This window comes from Acinetobacter sp. YH12039, assembly GCF_013420015.1.
Classification (GTDB): Bacteria; Pseudomonadota; Gammaproteobacteria; order Pseudomonadales; family Moraxellaceae; genus Acinetobacter; species Acinetobacter amyesii.
Genome location: NZ_VOZA01000045.1, coordinates 1 through 22,012, shown reverse-complemented (window position 1 = coordinate 22,012; position 22,012 = coordinate 1). Strand labels below are relative to the sequence as shown.

The window sequence follows — 22,012 nt, the reverse complement described above, 5'->3', positions numbered from 1 at the left end:
ATAATTCAAGTGAATTTGTTTGAAAGAAGAACTTTAAAAGCTTTATTTTCACCCGATAAAATACCCATAAAACAAGAGGAAGCTCAAATGAGCTTCCTCTTGTGAAAAATTGTGGGACAGCAGTGGCCTCAGCATCCTTTTTCCAGTCATTCAATTTTTAGCTTAAATTAGGCCTTCAACCACTTCTCAGCTTTAGCCTGATCTTCAACTTTAAGTTGAACTTCCGTCAATTCTGAACCTGCCGCTTTCACTTCAAAGCTCATCAGTTCATCGTGGCGGAATGCTAGTACGGTATAAGTTCCGTCTTGCTTGGCATATTTTTCTGCCAATTTAACCGTCGCTTTTAAACCATCAATTGCAATAATCACATCATTTGCAGACAAGCCAGCTTTTGCCGCTGCACCATCACGACGAGCAGACTGAACCAACACACCTTCAGGCTTATCCGCCAGTTTTAAACCAAATGGCAAGGATTTGTCATTTTTTAGCGTATAGCTTAAGCCAAACTCTGGGAACAACTGATCTAGCGGCAATTCATCTGTAGTATTAATCAAGTGATTGATTTGTTCTAACCAATCATAACCTGTTAATTCATTACATAAATTGAAAATTGTCCGTTCATTGACTTGAATGCCATTTTGCGCATTTGCATATAACTTACGCATTAGGGCATCAAGACTTGAACCACGTAGGCGTAAACCAAGATCTAAACACAGCGCCACGAGGCAGCCTTTGTTGTAGTAACTGGTACCTGCGTTATTTGAGTTTTCATCCTGACGGTAGAATTTCACCCATGCATCAAAGCTTGATTCAGCCACAGTTTGAATCTCACGACCCGGATTTTGCAAATAGCGATCAATTTGTGCTTTTAAAAGCTTGATATAAGAATCCTGATTAATCACACCACTACGCAGCAAAATCAAATCATCATAATACGATGTGAAACCTTCAAAAATCCAAAGCAAAGAGGTATAGCCTTCTTTGTTGAGGTCATAATTCACAAATCTTTCTGGACGGATAAATTTTACCAACCATGAGTGGAAATATTCATGGCTGCATAACCCTAAGAAACGTTGATAATCTGCCGATGGTTCTACAGGTTCATTGGCTTTTGGTAAATCATCACGCGGGCTAATTAAACTCGTACTGTTTGGATGCTCTAAACCACCATAGCTATTGGCCGTTGCCATGGTCATAAAGGTATAGTCTTTAAATGGCGCCGAACCAAACATTGAAATTTCAGTCGAACAAATTTTTTCAATGTCTTGCTGCATACGCTGCGCGTTCATAGCATGTTTGCCCGACACCACAAACTCATGCGGAATGCCGTTGGCTTCAAAACTAAAACGGGTTTGTTCCGCCAGTTCAAACGGTGCATCAATTAACTGAGCATAGTTATCTGCATATAAGGTATAACGACCTTTCACTAAACTTTTTGACTTTAATCCAGTCGCAAGTTGGAAATGCTTTAACTCGGGTGGCAAGAAAACTTCAACCTCAATGGCTGTATCTTCTTGGTCAACTAAACCTAAACATGCGCAAGCTGGATTGACATATAAACGGCTTTGATCGACATAAGCACCACGGACCGATAAATCGAAGGCATATACATCATATTCAACCGTGATCAACTCATGATCTGTATTGAATAAACGCCATTTATTTTTTTCAAATTTCTCAATTTGTAACAAACGCCCATCTTCATCATATGCTCGAACGGCTTCGATATGCTTCGAAAATTCACGGATTAAGTAACTTCCGGGAATCCAAGTAGGCAACGAAAGCACCTGTGTAGGATTTGCCAAGAAACGTGCAGTGACATGGACTAGATGCTGACGATAATCGTCAAATTCGATTTGATAATGCAACATAATGGGCGATATAAAATAAATAAAAGATAACTTATCAATTAGATTAACATTTTTTACAACTGAATGCGGAACTGTCGCAATTGTCTACAATAATGACTAGTCAGCAGAAAAAAAAAGGCATAGCATGCCTAAAAATTTTTTCGTTTTACCACCAACGGAATGGTTGGTTAAGGAACCTCATTGAAACACATGATTTACCTCATCGCGCTGCTTAGTTTTCTATGCTCCACGATAGCAAATGCTGCCCTTTTAAATATTGTCCCTGAAACCGTTGAAGCTGAAGCTTGGACCATTTTAGACCCTCAGTCGGGTCAGGTGATTGCAGAACATAATAGCCATGTTCAGCGTGCCCCTGCTTCACTTACCAAAATGATGGTGGCTTATATTGCTTTAAAGGAAATTAAAGCAGGTCATTTAAAGAAAAATGAAATCCTGACCGCAACCCCAGTCGTACAAGTGGTTCAATGGGATGAATCACAAATGTATCTCAAAGCAGGTGAACAAATTTCAGTTGATCAGCTTTTAGCAGGTCTTGTGGTCATGTCAGCCAATGATGCCGCAGTGACTTTAGCTGAACGCATTTCTGGTGATATTCCAAAATTTATTGAACGCATGAACAAAGAAGCTAAAGCTTTGGGCATGAATGACACCAATTTTCAAAATCCAGCCGGTATTACCATGCCAGAACATTATTCATCGGCGGCTGACCTTGCACGTTTAGGGCAAGCACTGGTGACTGACACACCTGACTATTTGTATTATTCAAAACAACAAAGTTTTAGTTATAACCAACGCTTCCACCGTGCAACCAATATCTTATTAAAACAAGATCCCACCGTTGATGGCTTAAAAACAGGTTTTACTAAAGCTGCAGGTTATAACTTAGCTTTAACAGCCAACCGTTTGATCGCGAATCCTGACGCACCAGAACGTCGTTTGATTGTTGTAGTATTAGGGGCAAAAAGTGGATTAAAACGTGCAGAAGTAGCACACAACCTCATGAACTTGGCTTATACCTATACACGTAATGAAGTTGCAATCAAAGATAAGCAATTAATTGCAGAATTACCTGTGGTTAAATCAACCTTGAAAATGTTTAAGGTGGAAACTCAACAACCCAAACTAATTACAACTTCACTTTATGATCAAGCTTATGCCATCGATTTAAAAGCTTTTGACCCTACACAGCAACGTATTCTTTTAAATACTGGCAATGGTCAAATTCAAGCCATTGAACCACTTCATGAAACACAGACTAAACTGAGTGTTGAAGTAAATGAAAAAGAACTCACTGCGCCATTGGCTGAAGTGATGAAATTAGCCACCGTTACGGTTTATCAAAATAATCAGCTGATCAATACCTTTGATATTGAAGATGACGTGCAAATTGAAGAAGCCAATATTTTTGAGCGTTTCATGATGTGGATTAAAGGTCTTTTTAGCATCTTTAATACGGATGCAGCAGAAGTTAAAACCTACCCTCTAGGTCAATGATGTGATTATGTAACTTGTAAGACAATTCGTTATTCGTGCAAAAAAGAAGATGGCATACTCGTGCCATCTTCTTTTTTTCAACAATAATAAAATAGGTAATTCAATGAATAACGCTGATGACTCCAAGTTACACCATATTGTCATTGTCGGTGGTGGTGCCGGTGGTTTAGAACTGGTCACTCAACTCGGTGATTTACTCGGGAAAAAAAAGAAAGCACGCATTACCCTCGTAGATATGAAACTCACGCATGTCTGGAAACCCCTTTTACATGAAATTGCCGCAGGGACGATGTCGGTTAGTGAAGAAGAAATTAACTACTATGCGCATGCTGCGAAGCATCATTATGAATTTGTGTTGGCTAAGTTTGAAAATGTTCATCCTACTGAAAAAACCATTCAGCTCAGCAAAGTCCAACAAGGAAAATATGAATCTACTCAAGAATAACTGCAACTGAGTTATGACACCCTTGTTCTTGCTTTAGGCTCAGTTTCTAACGATTTCAACACGCCGGGCGTGTATGAACATTGCCACTATTTGGACAGCCTACAACAAGCTGAAATCTTCCAACAAGATCTCTTACAGTTATATTTGGATGCGCAAAATAGCAATACAGCACGTGAGTTGAAAATTGCCATTATTGGCGCAGGTGCAACTGGCGTTGAACTCTCCGCAGAATTGGTCGAAGCCAAACATAATTTTTATAAATATGGTTTAAATAAAATTCATCCGCAAAGCGTACAGATCAATTTAATTGAAGGTGCTGATCGGATTCTGCCTGCACTCCCTGAAAAAATGGCCGAGCATGCACAGCAGCAATTAAAACGCATGAAAATTGAAGTCTTAACCTCTAAACGTGTGGAAAAAGTCGATGCTGAACAAGTTTATTTTAATGATGGCAGTAAAATTAAAGCTGAACTGAAAGTATGGGCTGCAGGTATTAAAACACCAGAAGTAATTTCGAAGCTTGAAGGCTTTGAAAAAGACCGTATGGGGCGTTTGAGTGTATATGCAACACTACAAACCAAAGCACACCCTGACATTTTCGCGTTTGGTGATTGTGCACATTGTCAACCGCGCGCAGATGAGCCTGTCCTCGGCCCACGCGCTCAAGTGGCCAGCCAACAAGCGTCATTTCTTGTGGATTGCTTAAAAGCACGTATCCGTGGTCAACAACTCCCTATGTTCGTTTTTTCAGACAAAGGCTCTCTAGTCTCATTAAGTAAGCATAAAGCGGTTGGTGAACTTTTAGGTCAGGTCAATGTTCAAGGCTTTGTTGCCAAATCAATGTATGTTTCATTGTATCGAATGCATCAAGCCACAATTTACGGCTACGCACATGCAGGACTATTAACGGCTAAAGATTTTGTTACACGAAAAATCGCGCCTAAAATTAAATTGCATTGAAATTTACAGATTTGCCCCGATTAATGAAAAAATCATCATAAACATTTAAAAATTGCATTTTTTTGATAAATTTAGTCTACAAAAGTGCAATTTCACTTTATGATGTAACCCTTAAAAAATTGAATGGATCAATAACATGACTGCTATTGCAAATAACTCTGTGGTTTCTTTCCACTACACATTGACTAATGCAGAGGGTGAAACTCTCGACCAATCTCAAGGTGAGCCACTAGCATATTTGCACGGCGCTGGTAACATCATTCCAGGTCTTGAAAAAGCTCTTTTAGGCAAAACAGTTGGTGAAAAATTCACTGTAACTGTACCTGCTGCTGAAGGTTATGGTGAATACAATCCTGATCTCGTTCAAGAAGTTCCTGCTCAAATGTTCCAAGGCGTGGACAACATCCAACCAGGTATGCAATTCCAAGCTCAAACTGATGATGGCGTTCAAATCGTGACAGTTAAAGCGGTTGAAGGCGACAACGTTGTTGTTGATGCGAACTTTCCACTTGCTGGTCAAGATTTAACTTTCGAAGTTGAAATCGTTGAAATCCGTGAGGCTTCTGCTGAAGAACTTGAACACGGTCACGTACACGGTGCAGGCGGTCACCACCACTAAGATCTTCTGATCTCTAGTGCAAAAAGGCAAAGTTTTTACTTTGCCTTTTTTATTGCGCCTGATATAGGTATGCCATATAAGAACTTTTCAAACTATTAAATACAAAAAAGCAGGCCACGGCCTGCTTTTTTAAAACGGATAATTAATTCTTATGAATTAACGACGTTGGTTATAAATCTGCTGCGCTGCAGGTAGATTTTTACGCATCGCTTCAATACGTTGTGAGTTTGATGGATGCGTAGACAGGAATGATGAACCTCCCGCACCTTCAAGCTTATTCATTTTTTCCCAAAGCGTAATCGCCGCTTGTGGGTTATAACCTGCACGTGCCATTAACATTAAGCCACCTTGGTCTGCACGGCTTTCCAAAGAACGTGAATAAGGCAGACCTATACCAATTTGACTACCCAACTGCGCGGCCGCAGTACCCAATTGACCGACATTATTACCTGCCGCACTTAAACCAATATTCAATGCAAGATCAGTTAAGGCTTGCGCTCCCAATTTACTTTTTGCATGCTCTTCAAGAGCATGGACCATTTCATGTCCCATAACTGCTGCAATTTCTGCATCGGTTAAATTCAGTTTATTGACGATACCTGTATAAAATACAACTTTACCGCCTGGAGCGACAAAGGCATTGACTTGGTCTGATTTCATGACTGCCAATTGCCATTGGAACGCTTGACCCGTTTGGTTCATTTGGTCTGCAAATGGGCGAAGTTTGAGGAATACTGAATTAATTCGTTTATACGTACTTGATGAAGTATCTAACTGATTTTTAGAACGCGCATCCGCCACCATTTTGTTATAACTTTGTGTTGCTTGCGCGTTCAATGTAGCAGTATCCGCTCCTGCCATATCTGCCACTGTCGCACAGCCCGAAATCGTCATTACACCGGCCATACACAGGCTCGTTAAAATTATTTTTTTCATTAAGGCTACTCCAGACCATTAAAATATAAGTGAATTTATGGATATTATATTCTTATGGTTTGGAGCTTAAAACGAAGTTGTAGCGACTTATAATAGTATTTATGTAATTTTTTTAAGCCGAAAATTGAAGAACCAACCAATAGATTAAACAAACCACATTCAAGCCCAAATACACATGCATTAATGGCTTAATTTTTTCTTCTAACTGCACATTTTTTCGCTTAAAAAATAAGACAGCATTTTGTATCAAAACTATGGGCACAAGAATACAGGCAATAATCACCGACAACCCAATCAGGGCTTGATAAATTAATTGTGGATCTTGAGTTTGGGCACGAATGATCATCATAGCAATAGTGGGTGCTCCCCCCATCGCAAATAATAAAGAATAAAAAATGGTCGTCGAAATATTCTTTTGCATCCTGCACTTCTCTTCCTAATTCAAATTGCATTTTAGCAACTCAACACAAAGTGTGTAGCGTACTAAAATGCAACTTTAGTCTTGAAAACCGCAGATATTAACGACGTACACTCGAAGGTGTCGCATTTTTATAATATTGCTGCGCTTCCGGCATCATTTTTTGCATAGCAGCAATACGGTCATTATTGCTTGGGTGTGTAGACATAAATTTGCTCAGTGCGTCGTTGCCACTGTTGTCATTTGCATTCATTTTTTTCCACAATGAGATCGCTGCTTCTGGGTTGTATCCAGCTTTTGCCATCATCACTAGGCCACCTTTATCCGCGCGACTTTCCAAATTACGTGAATACGGTAAGCCCACACCGAACTGACTCCCCAAGTCAAGCAAGGTTGCACCATAGCCACCTGCTGCATTACCTACGTATTGTGAACCTATACTCACTGCAAGATTAGTCAGTGCAGAAGCACCAATTTTATTTTTTGCATGTTCCTCTAAGGCATGCACCATTTCGTGGCCCATGATTGCCGCGACTTCATCATCCGTGAGTTTGAGTGTTTCGACGATTCCTGTATAGAAAACAACTTTGCCACCGGGTGCGACATAGGCGTTAATTTCTTTAGATTTAATAACGGCCACTTTCCAATCAAATGCCTGCCCTGTCTGGTTCATTTGATCTGCAAATGGTTTCATTTTCCAGAAAACACGGTTTACTTTTTGATAAGTCGCAGACTTGGTATCGAGCACTTGTTTGGTCTGTGCGTCTTTCAGCATTGCGTTATAAGACTGAGTTGCCTGTAAGTTCAATGATGCAGAATCGGCACCTGCAAGATCAGCAATCGTGGTACAACCTGATAAAGAAGCTGCTACGGCAAAGCATGCCAAAGATTTTTTATAATTCATCATGATCTCTAGTTATTTATAAAGAGTGTCAAATATATACAAAAAATTGACTGACTCAATATTTTTATGCTTATTTTTTTCAAAATCTTTATTTTTCCATTATTTAAATTTAATATCTGATGTTACCCCGTAAAAATAATTTCACATTTTTTAAATACTTTTAAGTATATTCGACGGAGTCTTACATCTAGGGCTTAAATACAAGGATTAACCTTCGGCTGGAGGTACACACATGAAACAATGTTTCTCATTAGGCAAAATGAGAAGCGTGCTTCGCAAGGAAACAATCTTGCGGTGCAATGCACCTCACCGACAAAACTCGTTCACTAGTGTCAAATTATTCACAGTATTGCAATAACATTTTTAATTAAAAGTTGTCCTGTCTCAAACACTTGCGGATGACCTTACCGCGTATCATTCTTTTATTTGAATCAAATGGCACTTCGGATGTTACTGCGTTTATCAGTTAATAATACCTGTCGGTTTTTGAATTTTTATTCTTCGCCCTATAAAAAAAGCCCCGCTTTCGCGAGGCTTTTGACATCTTAATTCAACAGCACATTATGCGTCGAATGGATGACGTAATACGATTGTTTCATCACGGTCTGGACCTGTTGAAATGATGTCGATTGGACATTCAATCAATTGCTCTAAACGTTTCACATAGTTAATTGCATTTTGTGGCAATTGATCTAGTGATTTCGCACCGAAAGTAGACTCAGACCAACCTGGCATAGTTTCGTAGATCGGTTTTAAAGTTTCAAATGCAAGCGCATCAGAAGAACCTACACAACCAGAATCAGCTGCTTCGTAACCTACACAGATTTTCACTTCTTCTAAACCATCTAGAACGTCTAGTTTAGTTAAGCAAATACCAGAAAGTGAGTTTACTTCTACTGAACGACGTAGAATTTCAGCATCGAACCAACCACAACGACGTTGACGGCCAGTAGACGCACCAAACTCAGAACCTACTGTACCCAAGTGTTTACCGATCGCATCACCAACATCGTTCGCAGCATCATAAACAAGTTCAGTTGGGAACGGACCAGCACCTACACGAGTTGTGTACGCTTTAGTAATACCCAATACATAGTCAAGGTGTAATGGACCAAGACCTGAACCTGAGCTTACGCCACCAGCAGTCGTATTTGAAGAAGTAACGTACGGATATGTACCGTGGTCAACGTCAAGAAGTGAACCTTGCGCACCTTCAAACATGATTTTCTTACCTGCTTTACGGTAAGCATGAAGTTCGCCAGTAACGTCCATCACCATAGGTTCGATGACTCTACGCCATTCGTCACATAGAGCGATCACATCTTCAACTTTAACGGCTTCAACACCGAAGAATTGAGTCAATTGGAAGTTATGGTATTCAAGAAGCTCTTCTAGTTGAGCTTTAAGATGAGCACCACCACGAACCAAGTCAGCAACACGGATTGCACGACGAGCCACTTTGTCTTCGTATGCAGGACCGATACCACGACCTGTTGTACCAATTTTCGCATTGCCACGTTTTTTCTCACGTGCTTGGTCAAGTGCGATATGGTGTGGAAGGATCAATGGACAGTTTGGAGAAATACGTAGACGTTCACGTACGGGCACGCCTTCTTTTTCTAAAACTTCCATTTCGTGGATTAAAGCTTCAGGTGATAAAACAACACCATTACCAATTAAGCACAATACGTTGTCACGTAAAATACCAGATGGAATGAGGTGTAATACAGTTTTCTTACCACCAACCACAAGTGTATGACCTGCGTTGTGTCCGCCTTGATAGCGAACTACCGCAGCCGCTTGATCTGTGAGCAGGTCGACGATCTTACCTTTACCTTCGTCGCCCCATTGGGTACCAAGTACCACAACATTCTTGCCCATAATAGCCTCATTGCATCATGCTGTTAAAATTGGAAAAAACGTGCGTGCCCGCAGGCACATCCGCGATTAAATTTGTTTGATTGTCCACTCGCCATTTGCATTCACCAGTTGGTGCGTTGCATACGGAGCCGAGCTTAAATCATCATTACCTAACAATTGAACCACACTGAACCCTTCGGTACGTGCTGCTTCAATTGCCTTTAATAAATCTGCTTCGATGCCTTTTGGAGCAACCAAAACTTGATTTTTCTGAACTTGACCAGCAGTTAATGCATATAAGTCACAAGAGAAACCTGTTGCTGGACGCGCACGGCCGAAGTGTTCACCAATACCGTCATAACGGCCACCTTGAGCCAATGGCGCAGCACGGTTTGGTGCATATACGGCATACATTAAACCAGTGTGATAGTGATATGAACGAAGTTCAACCACATCTATACCAATGTGTAAGTCTGGCCAACGGGCTTGGATTGCCGCTTGAGTCAATTTCACTGCATCAAAAGCCAGTTTAAATGCTTCATTTGCCAATACATCAGCCGTTAAATTGGCTTGCAATGCATCTAAGTCACTTGCAAAACGACCTAATGTATAGAAGTCAGCACCATTTGGAATGCTTTGTGTGAATTCAGCAAGTTCAGGTAGCGCTTTACGTTGATACAAGTCAGATAACTGACGTTCAACCGCTTTACTCAAGCCAGCTTGTTTCACCATGCTGCGGAATAAACCGACATGCCCTAAATCAAGATGGATACCATCTGCATGACCTGCTTTAGCAAGCAAGTTGATCATGACATCAATCAGTTCAACGTCAGCATCAATGCTGTCTGAACCAAATAATTCTGCACCTAACTGTAAAGGTGCACGTGTGGTATTAAAACCCTGTGGCTTAGTATGTAGTACTGTACCAGCGTAGCAATAACGAGCTACACCTTCGACAGGATGTACATGCGCATCAATACGAGCCACTTGTGGTGTCATATCGGCACGCACACCAAGCAAACGACCTGAAAGTTGATCGATCACTTTAAAAGTGGCTAAGTCTAAATCTTGATTCGATTCTGAAAGAGAAGATAGAGATTCGATGTATTCAATGAATGGCGTGTACACCAACTGATAACCTCGAGATGCGAGGAAATCTAATGCTTCACGACGCAAAGATTCAATCACTTGCGCCTGTTCTGGCAGTACATCAGCTACACCATCAGGTAATAACCATGTCTCTGAAATGGGCATGTTGTAAACCTAAATTCTTGTCAGCGCGGAACAAATCCGCATAAAAAAATCGGGAGCACACCCGATTTCTCCTAGTTTAGCACGATAGTTTTACGCTTGCACACGACTTTTTCATAAAAGATGCTTCAGCATTCATTACTTCATATACAGCTTTAACTTTTACAACTAAATCCATGTTTATGCTTATATTTTAAAATTCTGTGAACGACATTTTTTAACCATTTGATAAAAAATAATAAGCATTCTACTTTCTATAGATGAAGTTTTAAACAAAGTTATAAATATGATCAGGCTCAATAACTTAATTTAAGACTCGAACATCAATCCAAAGGAAGTGCTGTAGTTTGTTTAACAGCCTGTAACGGTATCTCTGTTTTTACATTTTGCACACTGGCGATCTGCGTTAAATGATGAATCTGAAACTTTCGATAGGCTTCTAAATCTGCCACGACGATACGTAAGAAAAAGTCACAATCCCCTGCCATGAGTTGACATTCAACCACTTCAGGCATCGTTTGAATCGCTGCAACAAAATCATTCACGGTTTTTGCATCTTGACCTTTTAGCCAAATCCGAGCAAACACAGTTAAACTTAAATTCAATTTTGACTGGTTCAGTAAGGCGACATATTTTTCAATATAGCCTTCATCTTCTAGTTGCTTAACCCGTCTCAAACACGGCGAAGGTGATAAACCAACAAGTTGGGCCAATTCATTATTTTGTAGTTTTCCATTTTGCTGTAATGCTTGCAAAATGCGTTTATCTATCTGATCCATCAATAAAGGCACTAAATTTCACAATAAGATTTATTTTAGCAATTTCATTGCACAATAAAAGCAATCTTTCACAAAACAGCTGCCAAATGCTGCTCAGATATCCATAAAATATTGCTTTCGATCTCGCTTCATTGAAAACGTCATGTTGATGTTTAGACAAAGTACACTCAATCATACCCATTCAGAGCATTCTATTGAGTTTAAACGAGGTCTAAAAACATCTATTCCAATGCTGCTGGGCATTATTCCTTTTGCATTAGTTCTGGGTGCTCAGGCAACACATAAAGGCTTTTCTAGTTTAGAAGTTCCGCTTTTAACTGGTCTTAACTTTGCTGGTGGTTCTGAATTTGTCATTTTAGAAGTTTGGACCAATCCCCCTAATATCATCATGCTGATGTTTATTACGTTTTTAGTGAATAGTCGGCACCTATTAATGGGGGCGAGCCTTGTCCCGTATTTACGACATCTCCCGAATCGCACGGTTTATACCGCTTTATTTTTTATGTGCGATGAAAGTTGGGCCGTAGGTTTGGCCGATGCGCAAAACAAATCCAAAACCTTGGGAATTCAGCGCGCCTTTAGTTTGATGTTCTATGCAGGCTTATGCTGTGCTCTGTATTTGATGTGGGTTGGCTTTACCACGTTAGGGGCAATGATTGGACCAATTCTTGGCGATATTAGTCGACTTGGTTTTGACATGGCCTTCCCTGCTGTATTTCTTGTTTTACTGCGTGGCATGTGGAAAGGCTTTAAAGCGGCACGTCCATGGCTGGTCAGTTTGATTTCCGCATCTCTGGCGTATTTGTATCTCCCTGCGGGCTGGTATGTTCCGATTGGCGCTGTTACTGGTATTGCTTCTGCATTTTTCCTGATCGGAGATGATGCATGATTCACACTAGCACCTTGATCGCCATCTTATTTATTGCCTTAACCACTTACCTGACCCGTATCTTGGGTTATGTGTTACTGAAAAACCGTAGCCTCACCAACAAACAATGTCAAATTATGGAAGTTGTTCCCGGCTGCGTGTTGATCTCAGTGATCGCGCCTTATTTTGTCAAAGATAATCCTGCCGATCTGATCGCGATGGCCATTACGCTATTTGCAGCATCACGTTTTTCATTATTGCCTACCGTTGTGATTAGCATGCTTTCAGCAGCCGTGTTAAGACAAATTTTGATTTAGTCCCATACGATCATGTGTTGAAGAACGCGTGAACTACGATTTGAACCCAATGATGATGAATATTTGGAATCATTATATTGGATAAAAAAATACCCATACCTTGAGATCACATGCATTCAGCAAATATCGAGGTATGGGCAGCTTTGTGTATTTTTCGATTAGCTTTGATCTGTCTTGACCACTTTTGCCAAAAGGTTCACCAACTCTGCATTTTGCAATTCTACTTGCTGTAATTTATGAGCGGTTTGATCTAGAACTTCTTGCTGGATATGCATTTTCTTTGCAAGGTCTTGCATAATTTCCAAGGTCTTTTTTAGGTTGGCTTCAAGATGCACCACTTTTTCCTCGAGTGGCAAGGTTTCATGCGCGGTAGATTGCGATACGTCACGATTAAACTGTAGCCAAATTAAAAAAATAACCGCCAGCGCCAATAATAAAATAAATCCCCAAAGTAACATCAACATCATGCTCAATACTCTTTATATATTTCTTTGACTTTCATCTTAAACAATAAATCGGCTGTGCTTGAATATTTTTTAAAGTTTTTCAATATTTTCGAGATACATCAACGAGATTACGCATGATTTTTCATCTAATTTTAGAAAATAAAAAAACACCTACAAGCTAGTAGATGTTTTCTATATTGGATAAGTTTGAATTTTTATAAAGAGTGAAAACTTTCACATAAATCGAGCAAGCGGTTCGCATAGCCCCATTCATTGTCATACCATGCGAAAACTTTTGCTTGCTTTCCTACCACCATGGTTTGATTCAAATCGACAATCAATGAATAAGGTGAATGATTAAAATCACTTGAGACCAAGGGCTCATCGGTTACTGACATAATTTCATGATAATCAAAACGTGCAGCTTTGCTTAACACTGCATTTAACTCATGCTTGGTGATAACTGATTGAGACACAAAACTTAAATCGATTGCAGCAACATTGATAGTCGGCACACGAATCGAATAGCCATCGATTCGATCTTCCATTTTCGGCATGACCCGTTTCAACGCACCCAGAGCTGAAGAGGTTGTTGGAATAATATTTTGACCTGAAGCTCGCGCACGACGTAAGTCACGATGTGCATGATCCAATACAGACTGATCCGCAGTCACAGCATGAATTTCTGTCATGAGTGCTGTGTCTATACCAAAGGCATCATCAATAATTTTGACTAAAGGCACCAAAGCCTGCGTGGTACACGACACACTCGAAATAATTTGATCCGTCGCTTTGACTTCATGATGATTAACACCATACACAATCGCAGCATCAACACTGTCAAACGGCGCAGCACCAATAATCACACGTTTGGCACCTGCACCAATATGCTGTGTGGCTGCCTCTCGCGATCTAAATAAACCTGTACATTCGAGTACCACATCGACATTCAGTTGCTGCCAAGGCAAAAGACTCGGCTGTGCTTCATTTAAAACTTGCACTTTGAGATGCGCTTGAGCACAAGAGATATCTAGAAAAATAGCGCCATCTTGTTCAAGAATTTCGACTTGGCCTGCAAAACGACCATGCGTGGTGTCATATTTAAACAAATGCACCATGGTTTCCACATCAGCGACATCATTTATGGCAACAATTTCATAATGAAATTCTTTTGGATTTTCAAACCAAGCGCGTAATACATTGCGTCCGATTCGACCAAATCCATTAATTGCCACTCGCTGCATGACTTACCCTTCATTTTGAAACAGTTATAAAGCGCTTATATATTAAAGGATTTCAACAATAATTCGTAATCATTAATTCTCTTAATACTTATTAAAATGGGTGTTGAGTGAAAATATTCAAAATAGCTTTTCGACTTTATAATGAAGAAAAATATTCTATAGACTATAAATCACAATGATGAAGCAAACACTACAACCATTTTATTTGTTCTGGCAAAAGCTTAAACCTACAAAGCTCTTTTACGCTTCCATCTCAATATTTTTGATATTTTTATTAGGTTCAACCGAGACTACAGCGCAAATATATCAACACTGTTCATCAGCGGAGATACAAAAATTACAACGCCTATTCTCAGACGATAATTCCTCCAATGCCAATGAACCTGTATTTCAGGACTGCATTCAACTTCAGCATAGTCGTCGATTATTAGCCCTTTCTAGTAATGCGACTGACGTGATTCAGGACAATGCGGGCAATTATGATCTAAAGCTTTATCTTATAGATAAAGGCACATTTCAAGTACTAAAAGTATTTAAGTCACCTAAAGGCATTGTGCCTACGACACGTTTAGATAATGTTCAATTTGATCTCACTCCCTATGCAAAAGATCAGGACTTGGTGGGTATTGCTTTAAAACAATCGCACATAGGCGGTATTCATTCATCAAGACGATTGCTTTACCTTTATGCCATTCAAACTGATTCAAAAATTTTAGCTGTCTTAAATGGACTAATGACCAACTACAACAGCAGTACACAAAGTGCTTGTGATGACTGGAATACTGAAGAATTGAAGCGCACCTTACACATCAGCAATCAAACCCATAAGGGCTTCCCTATTTTCTTAATCAAAGAGTCGAGCATTAGCAGCCATTACAATCACAAAAACTGCAAAGCGTCCGCTGAACATGACCAAGGTCGTTATCAGCTCAAATTTAATGGCAAGGAATACCCCATTCAACACATAAAAAAGACAGATCCTGACTTATAAGCTGATTAATTCACGCCTTTAAAATTTGAAAATGCGTTTAGGATTTAAGTAAAATTTCATCTTAAATTTATAAATAAACCAAAGTACCATTGAGTAAAAACTGCCAAAATTTTCACAACCATAATGAAAATGAATCAATTCAAATGAATTATATAAAAAGTCATATAGTTCATTGAAAATCATTGGTCGCTACACCTTTTTCCGTTATAATTTAGCGTTTTTAAATTTTATGTCAGCATCTCAAGCCAGCTTTAAAATTTTGTAAGACTTGCTTGATATGCTATTACCAAATCGAAATTAGGAGAGACTTGGTTGTGAGTACTCGTTTTATGACATCAGCTGAAATTCGCGAAGCTTTTTTAAGCTACTTTGAATCGCAAGGGCATACACGTGTCGCGTCGAGTTCTCTGGTACCTGCCAACGACCCAACACTATTGTTCACAAATGCTGGTATGAACCAGTTTAAAGACTGCTTCCTTGGTCTTGAAAAACGTGACTACGTTCGTGCAACTTCTTCACAAAAATGTGTCCGTGCCGGCGGTAAACACAACGACTTAGACAACGTTGGTTATACAGCACGTCACCACACGTTCTTTGAAATGTTGGGTAACTTCTCATTTGGTGACTACTTCAAACGTGATGCCATCACATTTGCTTGGGATTTCTTAACCAACGAAAAATGGTTAGGTCTGCCAAAAGATAAACTTTATGCCACTGTTTACCATACAGATGACGAAGCATTTGATATCTGGAACAAAGAAATTGGTCTAGACGCTTCACGCATTATCCGTATCGGTGACAACAAAGGCGAAAAATACGCTTCAGATAACTTCTGGGCAATGGGCGATACAGGTCCTTGCGGTCCATGTTCTGAAATCTTCTTTGACCATGGTGACCACATTTGGGGCGGCTTACCGGGCACTCCTGAAGAAGATGGCGATCGTTTCATCGAAATTTGGAACAACGTATTCATGCAGTTCAACCGTACTGCTGATGGTGTTCTGCATGCCCTTCCTGCACCTTCTGTAGATACAGGTATGGGCCTTGAGCGTATTTCTGCAGTTTTACAGCATGTAAACTCAAACTACGAAATTGACCTATTCCAAAACCTACTTAAAGCTGCTGCTGAAATCATTGGTTTAGATACCACTGAACTTGAAGCAAAAGCACAAGCAGAAAACAAACCAGTTGAATACCCTGCTTCACTTAAAGTTGTGGCTGACCATGCACGTTCTTGCTGCTTCTTGATTGCAGACGGTGTTAACCCGTCTAACGAAGGCCGTGGCTATGTACTTCGCCGTATTATCCGTCGTGCAGTACGTCATGGTAACAAATTGGGTGCAACAGGTTCATTCTTCCATAAAATGTTGCAACCACTCATCAACGTGATGGGCGCTGCTTATCCTGAGCTTGCTGCACAGCAAGCACGTATCGAAGCTCAGCTTTTGAAAGAAGAAGAACAATTCGCAAAAACTTTAGAGCAAGGTTTGAAATTGCTTGAAGGCGAATTAGCTCAACTTAAAGGTTCAGTGATTCCAGGCGAAACTGTATTTAAACTTTACGATACTTACGGCTTCCCGACTGACTTAACAGCAGACATTGCACGTGAACGTGATTTAACCATTGACGAAGCTGGTTTCGAAGTCGAAATGGCGGCTCAACGTCAACGTGCACGTGATGCTGGTAAATTTGCTGTCGACTACAACTCAATTGTGAAAGTTGAAGGCGAGACTCAATTTGACGGCTATGACGCAACTCAAGGCCAAGGTCAAATTGTTGCAATCTACAAAGACGGCGAACAAGTTGATGAAGTTTTTGAAGGTGACGAAGCGCTGATCGTTCTCAACCAAACACCTTTCTATGCAGAAAGTGGCGGTCAAGTTGGCGATACAGGTATCTTCAAAAACGAAACTGGTATTTTTGAAGTTCAAGACACCAAAAAATCAGGCGGCGCTTTTGTACACCAAGGCATCGTGACCATGGGTAACTTAAAAGCAGCTCAAGCAGTTGAGGCTATTGTTAAAGCGGATATCCGTGAAGCAACTTCACGCAACCACTCTGCAACTCACCTATTACATGCAGCACTTCGCCAAGTTTTAGGTACGCACGTACAGCAAAAAGGTTCATTGGTTGCAAGCGAATTGCTTCGTTTTGACTTTTCCAATGATCAGCCTGTTTCATTTGAACAGCTTCAAGAAATTGAACGCATTGTCAATGCCGAAGTGATTGCCAATACTGCTGTTTCAACTGAACTTTTAGACATCGATGCGGCTAAAGAAAAAGGCGCAATGATGTTGTTCGGTGAGAAATACGGTGACGAAGTACGTGTACTTTCAATGGGTACAACCAAAGATGAGAAAAATTTCTCTATCGAGCTTTGTGGTGGTATTCACGTAAAACGCACAGGCGACATCGGCCTATTCAAGATCACATCTGAAGGCGGTGTTGCTGCAGGCGTACGTCGTATTGAAGCCGTTACTGGTACTAAGGCAGTTGAAGCTGCGCAAAAAGCTGATCGTGACATTCATGCAATTAACGACTTGCTGAAAGCGCAAAAAGATCAAACTTTAGAAAAAGTTGAAGCTTTATCTCACACAGCATCTAGCTTGCAAAAGCAAATTGAACAATTAAACCAAAAACTAGCGAGCTTCCAAGCCGCTGAGTTATTGAGTCAAGTTCAAGAGATTGCTGGCCGCAAAACATTAATCACCACGGTTCAAGGTGTAGATGCGAAATCACTTCGCAACTTGCACGACGGTGTGAAATCTAAATTAGACAATGCTGTGATCGTGATCGCGGCGGTTGATGCCGACAAAGTGAGCCTGATTGCTTCGGTTGCTAAAGAATACACTGCTGCTGTAAAAGCAGGTGACATCATCAAACACCTTGGTCAAGAGCTTGGTGGTAAAGGTGGTGGTAAACCTGATATGGCTCAAGGTGGTGCGCCTTATAGCGACAAACTTGAAGCAGTAATGACTGACCTCGTTGCATGGTTAGCTGCAAAATAAGACCAAAAGTCCTATAGCTCAAAGTGACTCACCTCCTTTGAGCAAATCAACAGGTTTAAGTAGTGTGTTTTTTAATGCTGGATCCTGCTTAAACCCTGTTGATGCGTGAAAACGCAAACTCAATCATCATGTTGAAACCAATATTCAACCTCTGGCTAAATGATGAAAATGGAGTCTAAAAGGCTGGGTTCATGTGAATCCCCTGCAGACACAAAGTATCTATTTGAACTCCTCCTACCTTGGAGTTCATGAGCTACGTGGTATATTAAAATCGCGCTGAAGTGCGGTCTTAAAATATGTGTAAGTGCTTTAAGTCTTTAGACTTATTTACTTGGTAAGGATAGTTATGGCATTAATCGTTCAAAAATATGGCGGTACCTCAATGGGTACTCCAGAGCGCATTTTAAATGTTGCTCGTCGTGTAAAGCGTTGGCATGATCACGGTCACAAAGTTGTGGTTGTTGTATCTGCAATGAGTGGCGAAACCAATCGTCTACTTGCTTTAGCGAAAGCCATTACCGAAACACCTGATCCACGCGAATTAGACCAAATGGTGTCTACGGGTGAACAGGTAACGATTTCTATGTTAGCAATGGCACTTAACTCTATTGGTGTTGAAGCTAAATCACTTACAGGTCGTCAAGTTGGTATTAAAACCGACAGCGCATTTACCAAGGCGCGTATTGAAGCGATTGATACGGATGTATTGACTTCAAACCTTGACGCTGGACGTGTCATTGTTGTGGCAGGTTTCCAAGGCTTTGATGCCGAAGGTAACACAACGACTTTAGGTCGTGGTGGTTCTGACACTTCGGGTGTTGCATTGGCTGCTGCACTTAAAGCTGACGAATGTCAGATTTACACAGACGTTGATGGTGTTTACACCACTGACCCTCGTGTCGCTCCAAAAGCGAAAAAAGTTGATCGTATTTCTTTTGAAGAAATGCTTGAAATGGCATCACTTGGTTCTAAAGTCCTTCAAATTCGCTCTGTAGAATTTGCCGGTAAATACCAAGTGCCTTTACGCGTATTATCAAGTTTTGATAATGACGATGATGGCGCATTCGACGAAAACTTTAAACAAAACGTCGGGACACTAATCACCACTGAAGCGGAAGACAACATGGAACAACCAATCATCTCAGGTATCGCGTTCAACCGTGATGAAGCTAAATTAACTATTCTTGGTGTACCGGATAAACCGGGTATCGCTTCAAACATCCTTTCACCAATTGGTGATGCCAATGTTGAAGTGGATATGATTATCCAAAACGTTGAAGAAGACGGTACAACTGATTTCACATTTACCGTAAACCGTGGTGAATTACCAAAAGCGAAAGCTATTCTTGAAGCAACTGCTCAAGAAATTGGTGCACGTGAAGTTGCAACTCGCGCAGACATCGTAAAAGTATCGATTGTTGGTGTTGGTATGCGTTCACACGCAGGTGTTGCAAGCAAAATGTTTACTGCTCTTGCAAAAGAAGGCATTAACATTTTGATGATCTCGACTTCTGAAATCAAAATTTCAGTGATTATCGATGAGAAATACTTAGAGCTTGCTGTACGTGCTCTACACACTGCATTCGGTCTAGACCGTGAAACAGGTGAATCAAGCGCACGTGCTTAATTAACCCTGCTGTGTGTCAAAATTTGTCATTGTTAGACAGATTTTGAAAAACATCGTAAAAATTCAGAGCCACTATAGTTTTTTTTATAGTGGCTCTGTTATATTAAACCTGAGGATTTTAAAATTTACTCAGTTTGCGACTGTCACAATGATTGTTTCAGATGCGCTGCTAAATTTTTTTGCTTTTACAAGTTATGAATTTTACATAACAGATCATTTGCAGGTTTTGCATTTTGCAAGGAGAGAAACATGCTGATTCTGACTCGTCGTGTCGGAGAAACATTAATGATTGGAGACCAAGTTAGCGTGACTGTACTTGGTGTTAAAGGTAATCAGGTTCGCATTGGCGTGAATGCTCCAAAAGAAGTATCTGTTCATCGTGAAGAAATTTACCAACGAATTCAACATGAACGCGCAATGCACGAACATCTCCAAAACATTGATCAAGAATATCAGCCATCTTTTGAAGAAACTGATTATTCCCAAAACAACTATAATCGCTAAGATTCAAGTTGTTTAAATGATAAAGCGGCTCGTTAGGCCGCTTTAAATTTATCTAGAACATGCTTTTACTATAGACGTTCAACTGAGCTTTATTACTGCCCTTCTAGAACTTTACGCACTGGGCCAAAACTGCGACGATGTTCATCAATCACCCCATGCTGCGCAATTGCTTCGAAGTGTGCTTTGGTTGGATAGCCCTTGTGTTTTGCAAAACCGTACTGTGGATATTTTGCATCCAGCTCAACCATTTCGTGGTCTCGAGTCACTTTGGCCAAAATACTCGCAGCCGAAATCTCCGGATGAATCGCATCACCACCCACGATAGCATCACAGCTCATTGCTAAACCGGTTGGGACTTTATTACCATCTACCAACACGTGTTCTGGCTGTACATTGAGTTTTTCCACTGCACGACGCATCGCAAGTAATGATGCCTGTAAGATATTGATCTCATCAATTTCTTGTGCAGAACTTTCAGCAATCGCCCAAGCCAAGGCTTTTTCTTGAATCTCAATAAATAACTTTTCACGTTTTTTTTCAGTGAGTTTTTTAGAATCGTTTAAACCCTCAATCGGGTTATTGGGATCTAAAATGACAGCTGCCGCAACAACCGAACCCACCAATGGACCGCGACCCGCTTCATCTGCACCAGCAATTTTCATATATCTCTCACTCAAAATAAAATACGACCCTTAATAATGTTCTAAATCTTAGTTTTTAAATGTTTCGATCACGCAAGCATTTAAAGTATTTGTCACGATTTTAGCTGTAAGATTTGCTTGTGAAGTTTTATCCATTGCTGCTACAACCAAATCTGTTGCAGTCACGCTAGTTGTCGCTTTCTCGCCTACACATGAACACACTTCAGTTTGTAGTTCAGATTTTTGAGTTTCTGTTAATAATTTTGAACCTGTTTTCCAATAGCTGTTGTTATTTAGCTCAGTTACGCATTTCGCTTGAACACCCACTTTAACCGCCATCATTGCCAAGCTGTTTGCTGAAGTTGTACCTGTAGAACTTGTACCTGTTGTTCCAGTCGCAGCACATGCAGAAAGAACAAGCGCTAAAGGCGCTAGAACAGCAACTAATTTTTTCACGAATATTTCCTTTGTTATGTTCATCAACGCGCATATTGTGCCCCAAATCACACTTCATCGGATATGACTATTTAAAATAAATTCGGTAACTGTGTAGTTAATCATCAAAGCCTGTGTTGCATATTCACAACACAGTGTCCCGATTTTAAACGACGCATATTTTTGTGGTCTGTATTAGAATCTGCATAAGATTGGACGCTTAAATAATCAACATGAGCAATAACACACAATACTACACTCGAACTGCTTGTATCTTGATTGATATAGTGATTAGCTACCACTATACGCAAATTGTAGAGTTTGGAGTGCTGCTAAAATCTTAAATTTGAACCTGAGATAAAACCTACAATTTGCCCTTATCCCTCATACAACT

General features: G+C 40.3%; 19 protein-coding genes and 1 pseudogene. 9 read left to right on the top strand and 11 right to left on the bottom strand.

From position 1 onward, the window contains the following. Window positions 1–167: 167 nt before the first annotated feature. Entirely contained in the window at window positions 168–1,871 is a 1,704-nt protein-coding gene (locus tag FTT98_RS14465; RefSeq protein WP_180042084.1) for a M61 family metallopeptidase, read from the bottom strand. 180 nt (window positions 1,872–2,051) lie between these two features. On the opposite strand from FTT98_RS14465, the gene FTT98_RS14460 reads away from it, so the two are divergent. From FTT98_RS14460 to FTT98_RS14450, 3 genes and pseudogenes are all read left to right on the top strand, one after another. Further along, window positions 2,052–3,365: a D-alanyl-D-alanine carboxypeptidase PBP6B gene (locus tag FTT98_RS14460; RefSeq protein ID WP_306669395.1), complete on the top strand. Its 1,314-nt coding sequence runs from the start codon at window positions 2,052–2,054 to the stop codon at window positions 3,363–3,365. Window positions 3,366–3,468: 103 nt separating this feature from the next. Beyond that, window positions 3,469–4,770 (top strand): annotated as a pseudogene (locus FTT98_RS14455) (NAD(P)/FAD-dependent oxidoreductase). Window positions 4,771–4,906: 136 nt separating this feature from the next. Beyond that, window positions 4,907–5,389, top strand: coding sequence for a peptidylprolyl isomerase (locus FTT98_RS14450; protein WP_078194383.1), 483 nt, complete (start codon window positions 4,907–4,909; stop codon window positions 5,387–5,389). A gap of 156 nt (window positions 5,390–5,545) precedes the next feature. On the opposite strand, the gene FTT98_RS14445 is transcribed toward FTT98_RS14450, so the two are convergent. From FTT98_RS14445 to FTT98_RS14420, 6 genes are all read right to left on the bottom strand, one after another. Then, window positions 5,546–6,325: a M48 family metallopeptidase gene (locus FTT98_RS14445; protein WP_111885895.1), complete on the bottom strand. Its 780-nt coding sequence runs from the start codon at window positions 6,323–6,325 to the stop codon at window positions 5,546–5,548. Window positions 6,326–6,437: 112 nt separating this feature from the next. Beyond that, on the bottom strand, window positions 6,438–6,746 hold the full coding sequence (locus FTT98_RS14440; protein ID WP_078194385.1) for a hypothetical protein: 309 nt from the start codon (window positions 6,744–6,746) through the stop codon (window positions 6,438–6,440). Window positions 6,747–6,843: 97 nt separating this feature from the next. After that, a complete protein-coding gene (locus tag FTT98_RS14435) occupies window positions 6,844–7,647 on the bottom strand; it encodes a M48 family metallopeptidase (RefSeq protein WP_078194387.1) in 804 nt (267 codons plus the stop codon). A 561-nt stretch (window positions 7,648–8,208) separates the two neighbouring features. Next, window positions 8,209–9,528 carry an adenylosuccinate synthase gene (locus tag FTT98_RS14430; RefSeq protein ID WP_180042082.1) on the bottom strand — a complete coding sequence of 440 codons (1,320 nt, stop codon included), beginning with the start codon at window positions 9,526–9,528 and terminating at the stop codon, window positions 8,209–8,211. A gap of 66 nt (window positions 9,529–9,594) precedes the next feature. After that, the gene (locus FTT98_RS14425) at window positions 9,595–10,761 is read right to left on the bottom strand and encodes an ATP phosphoribosyltransferase regulatory subunit (RefSeq protein WP_180042080.1); all 1,167 of its coding nucleotides are present in this window, start codon (window positions 10,759–10,761) and stop codon (window positions 9,595–9,597) included. 320 nt (window positions 10,762–11,081) lie between these two features. After that, window positions 11,082–11,537, bottom strand: a complete 456-nt coding sequence (locus tag FTT98_RS14420) for an Lrp/AsnC family transcriptional regulator (RefSeq protein WP_078189073.1) — start codon at window positions 11,535–11,537, stop codon at window positions 11,082–11,084. 142 nt (window positions 11,538–11,679) lie between these two features. Here FTT98_RS14420 and FTT98_RS14415 point away from each other — a divergent pair, with 142 nt between their 5' ends. Together FTT98_RS14415 and FTT98_RS14410 are read left to right on the top strand one after the other, a co-directional pair. After that, the gene (locus tag FTT98_RS14415) at window positions 11,680–12,426 is read left to right on the top strand and encodes an AzlC family ABC transporter permease (protein WP_180042046.1); all 747 of its coding nucleotides are present in this window, start codon (window positions 11,680–11,682) and stop codon (window positions 12,424–12,426) included. Beyond that, on the top strand, window positions 12,423–12,722 hold the full coding sequence (locus tag FTT98_RS14410) for an AzlD family protein (protein WP_180042044.1): 300 nt from the start codon (window positions 12,423–12,425) through the stop codon (window positions 12,720–12,722). The genes FTT98_RS14415 and FTT98_RS14410 overlap by 4 nt, the downstream gene beginning before the upstream one ends. A gap of 158 nt (window positions 12,723–12,880) precedes the next feature. Here FTT98_RS14410 and FTT98_RS14405 read toward each other — a convergent pair whose 3' ends face one another. Both FTT98_RS14405 and FTT98_RS14400 read right to left on the bottom strand, forming a co-directional pair. Then, window positions 12,881–13,183, bottom strand: a complete 303-nt coding sequence (locus FTT98_RS14405; protein ID WP_180004122.1) for a hypothetical protein — start codon at window positions 13,181–13,183, stop codon at window positions 12,881–12,883. A gap of 200 nt (window positions 13,184–13,383) precedes the next feature. After that, complete coding sequence (locus FTT98_RS14400; RefSeq protein WP_180042042.1) at window positions 13,384–14,412, bottom strand: type I glyceraldehyde-3-phosphate dehydrogenase; 1,029 nt, start codon at window positions 14,410–14,412, stop codon at window positions 13,384–13,386. Between the two features lie 262 nt (window positions 14,413–14,674). Between FTT98_RS14400 and FTT98_RS14395 the strand changes: the two genes are divergently transcribed. The 4 genes from FTT98_RS14395 (at window position 14,675) to csrA (ending at window position 20,542) form a co-directional block, all read left to right on the top strand. Then, window positions 14,675–15,403 carry a hypothetical protein gene (locus FTT98_RS14395; RefSeq protein ID WP_180027215.1) on the top strand — a complete coding sequence of 243 codons (729 nt, stop codon included), beginning with the start codon at window positions 14,675–14,677 and terminating at the stop codon, window positions 15,401–15,403. A gap of 314 nt (window positions 15,404–15,717) precedes the next feature. Beyond that, the gene (alaS, locus tag FTT98_RS14390) at window positions 15,718–18,411 is read left to right on the top strand and encodes an alanine--tRNA ligase (RefSeq protein ID WP_180042040.1); all 2,694 of its coding nucleotides are present in this window, start codon (window positions 15,718–15,720) and stop codon (window positions 18,409–18,411) included. A gap of 346 nt (window positions 18,412–18,757) precedes the next feature. Further along, window positions 18,758–20,038, top strand: a complete 1,281-nt coding sequence (locus FTT98_RS14385; RefSeq protein WP_078189079.1) for an aspartate kinase — start codon at window positions 18,758–18,760, stop codon at window positions 20,036–20,038. 249 nt (window positions 20,039–20,287) lie between these two features. Further along, the gene (gene csrA / locus FTT98_RS14380) at window positions 20,288–20,542 is read left to right on the top strand and encodes a carbon storage regulator CsrA (protein ID WP_078189080.1); all 255 of its coding nucleotides are present in this window, start codon (window positions 20,288–20,290) and stop codon (window positions 20,540–20,542) included. A 92-nt stretch (window positions 20,543–20,634) separates the two neighbouring features. Here the strand turns inward: csrA and rnhB are convergent, their stop codons facing one another. After that, a complete protein-coding gene (gene rnhB, locus FTT98_RS14375; RefSeq protein WP_180042039.1) occupies window positions 20,635–21,204 on the bottom strand; it encodes a ribonuclease HII in 570 nt (189 codons plus the stop codon). Window positions 21,205–21,252: 48 nt separating this feature from the next. Further along, a complete protein-coding gene (locus FTT98_RS14370) occupies window positions 21,253–21,639 on the bottom strand; it encodes a hypothetical protein (protein WP_180042037.1) in 387 nt (128 codons plus the stop codon). Window positions 21,640–22,012: the final 373 nt, after the last annotated feature.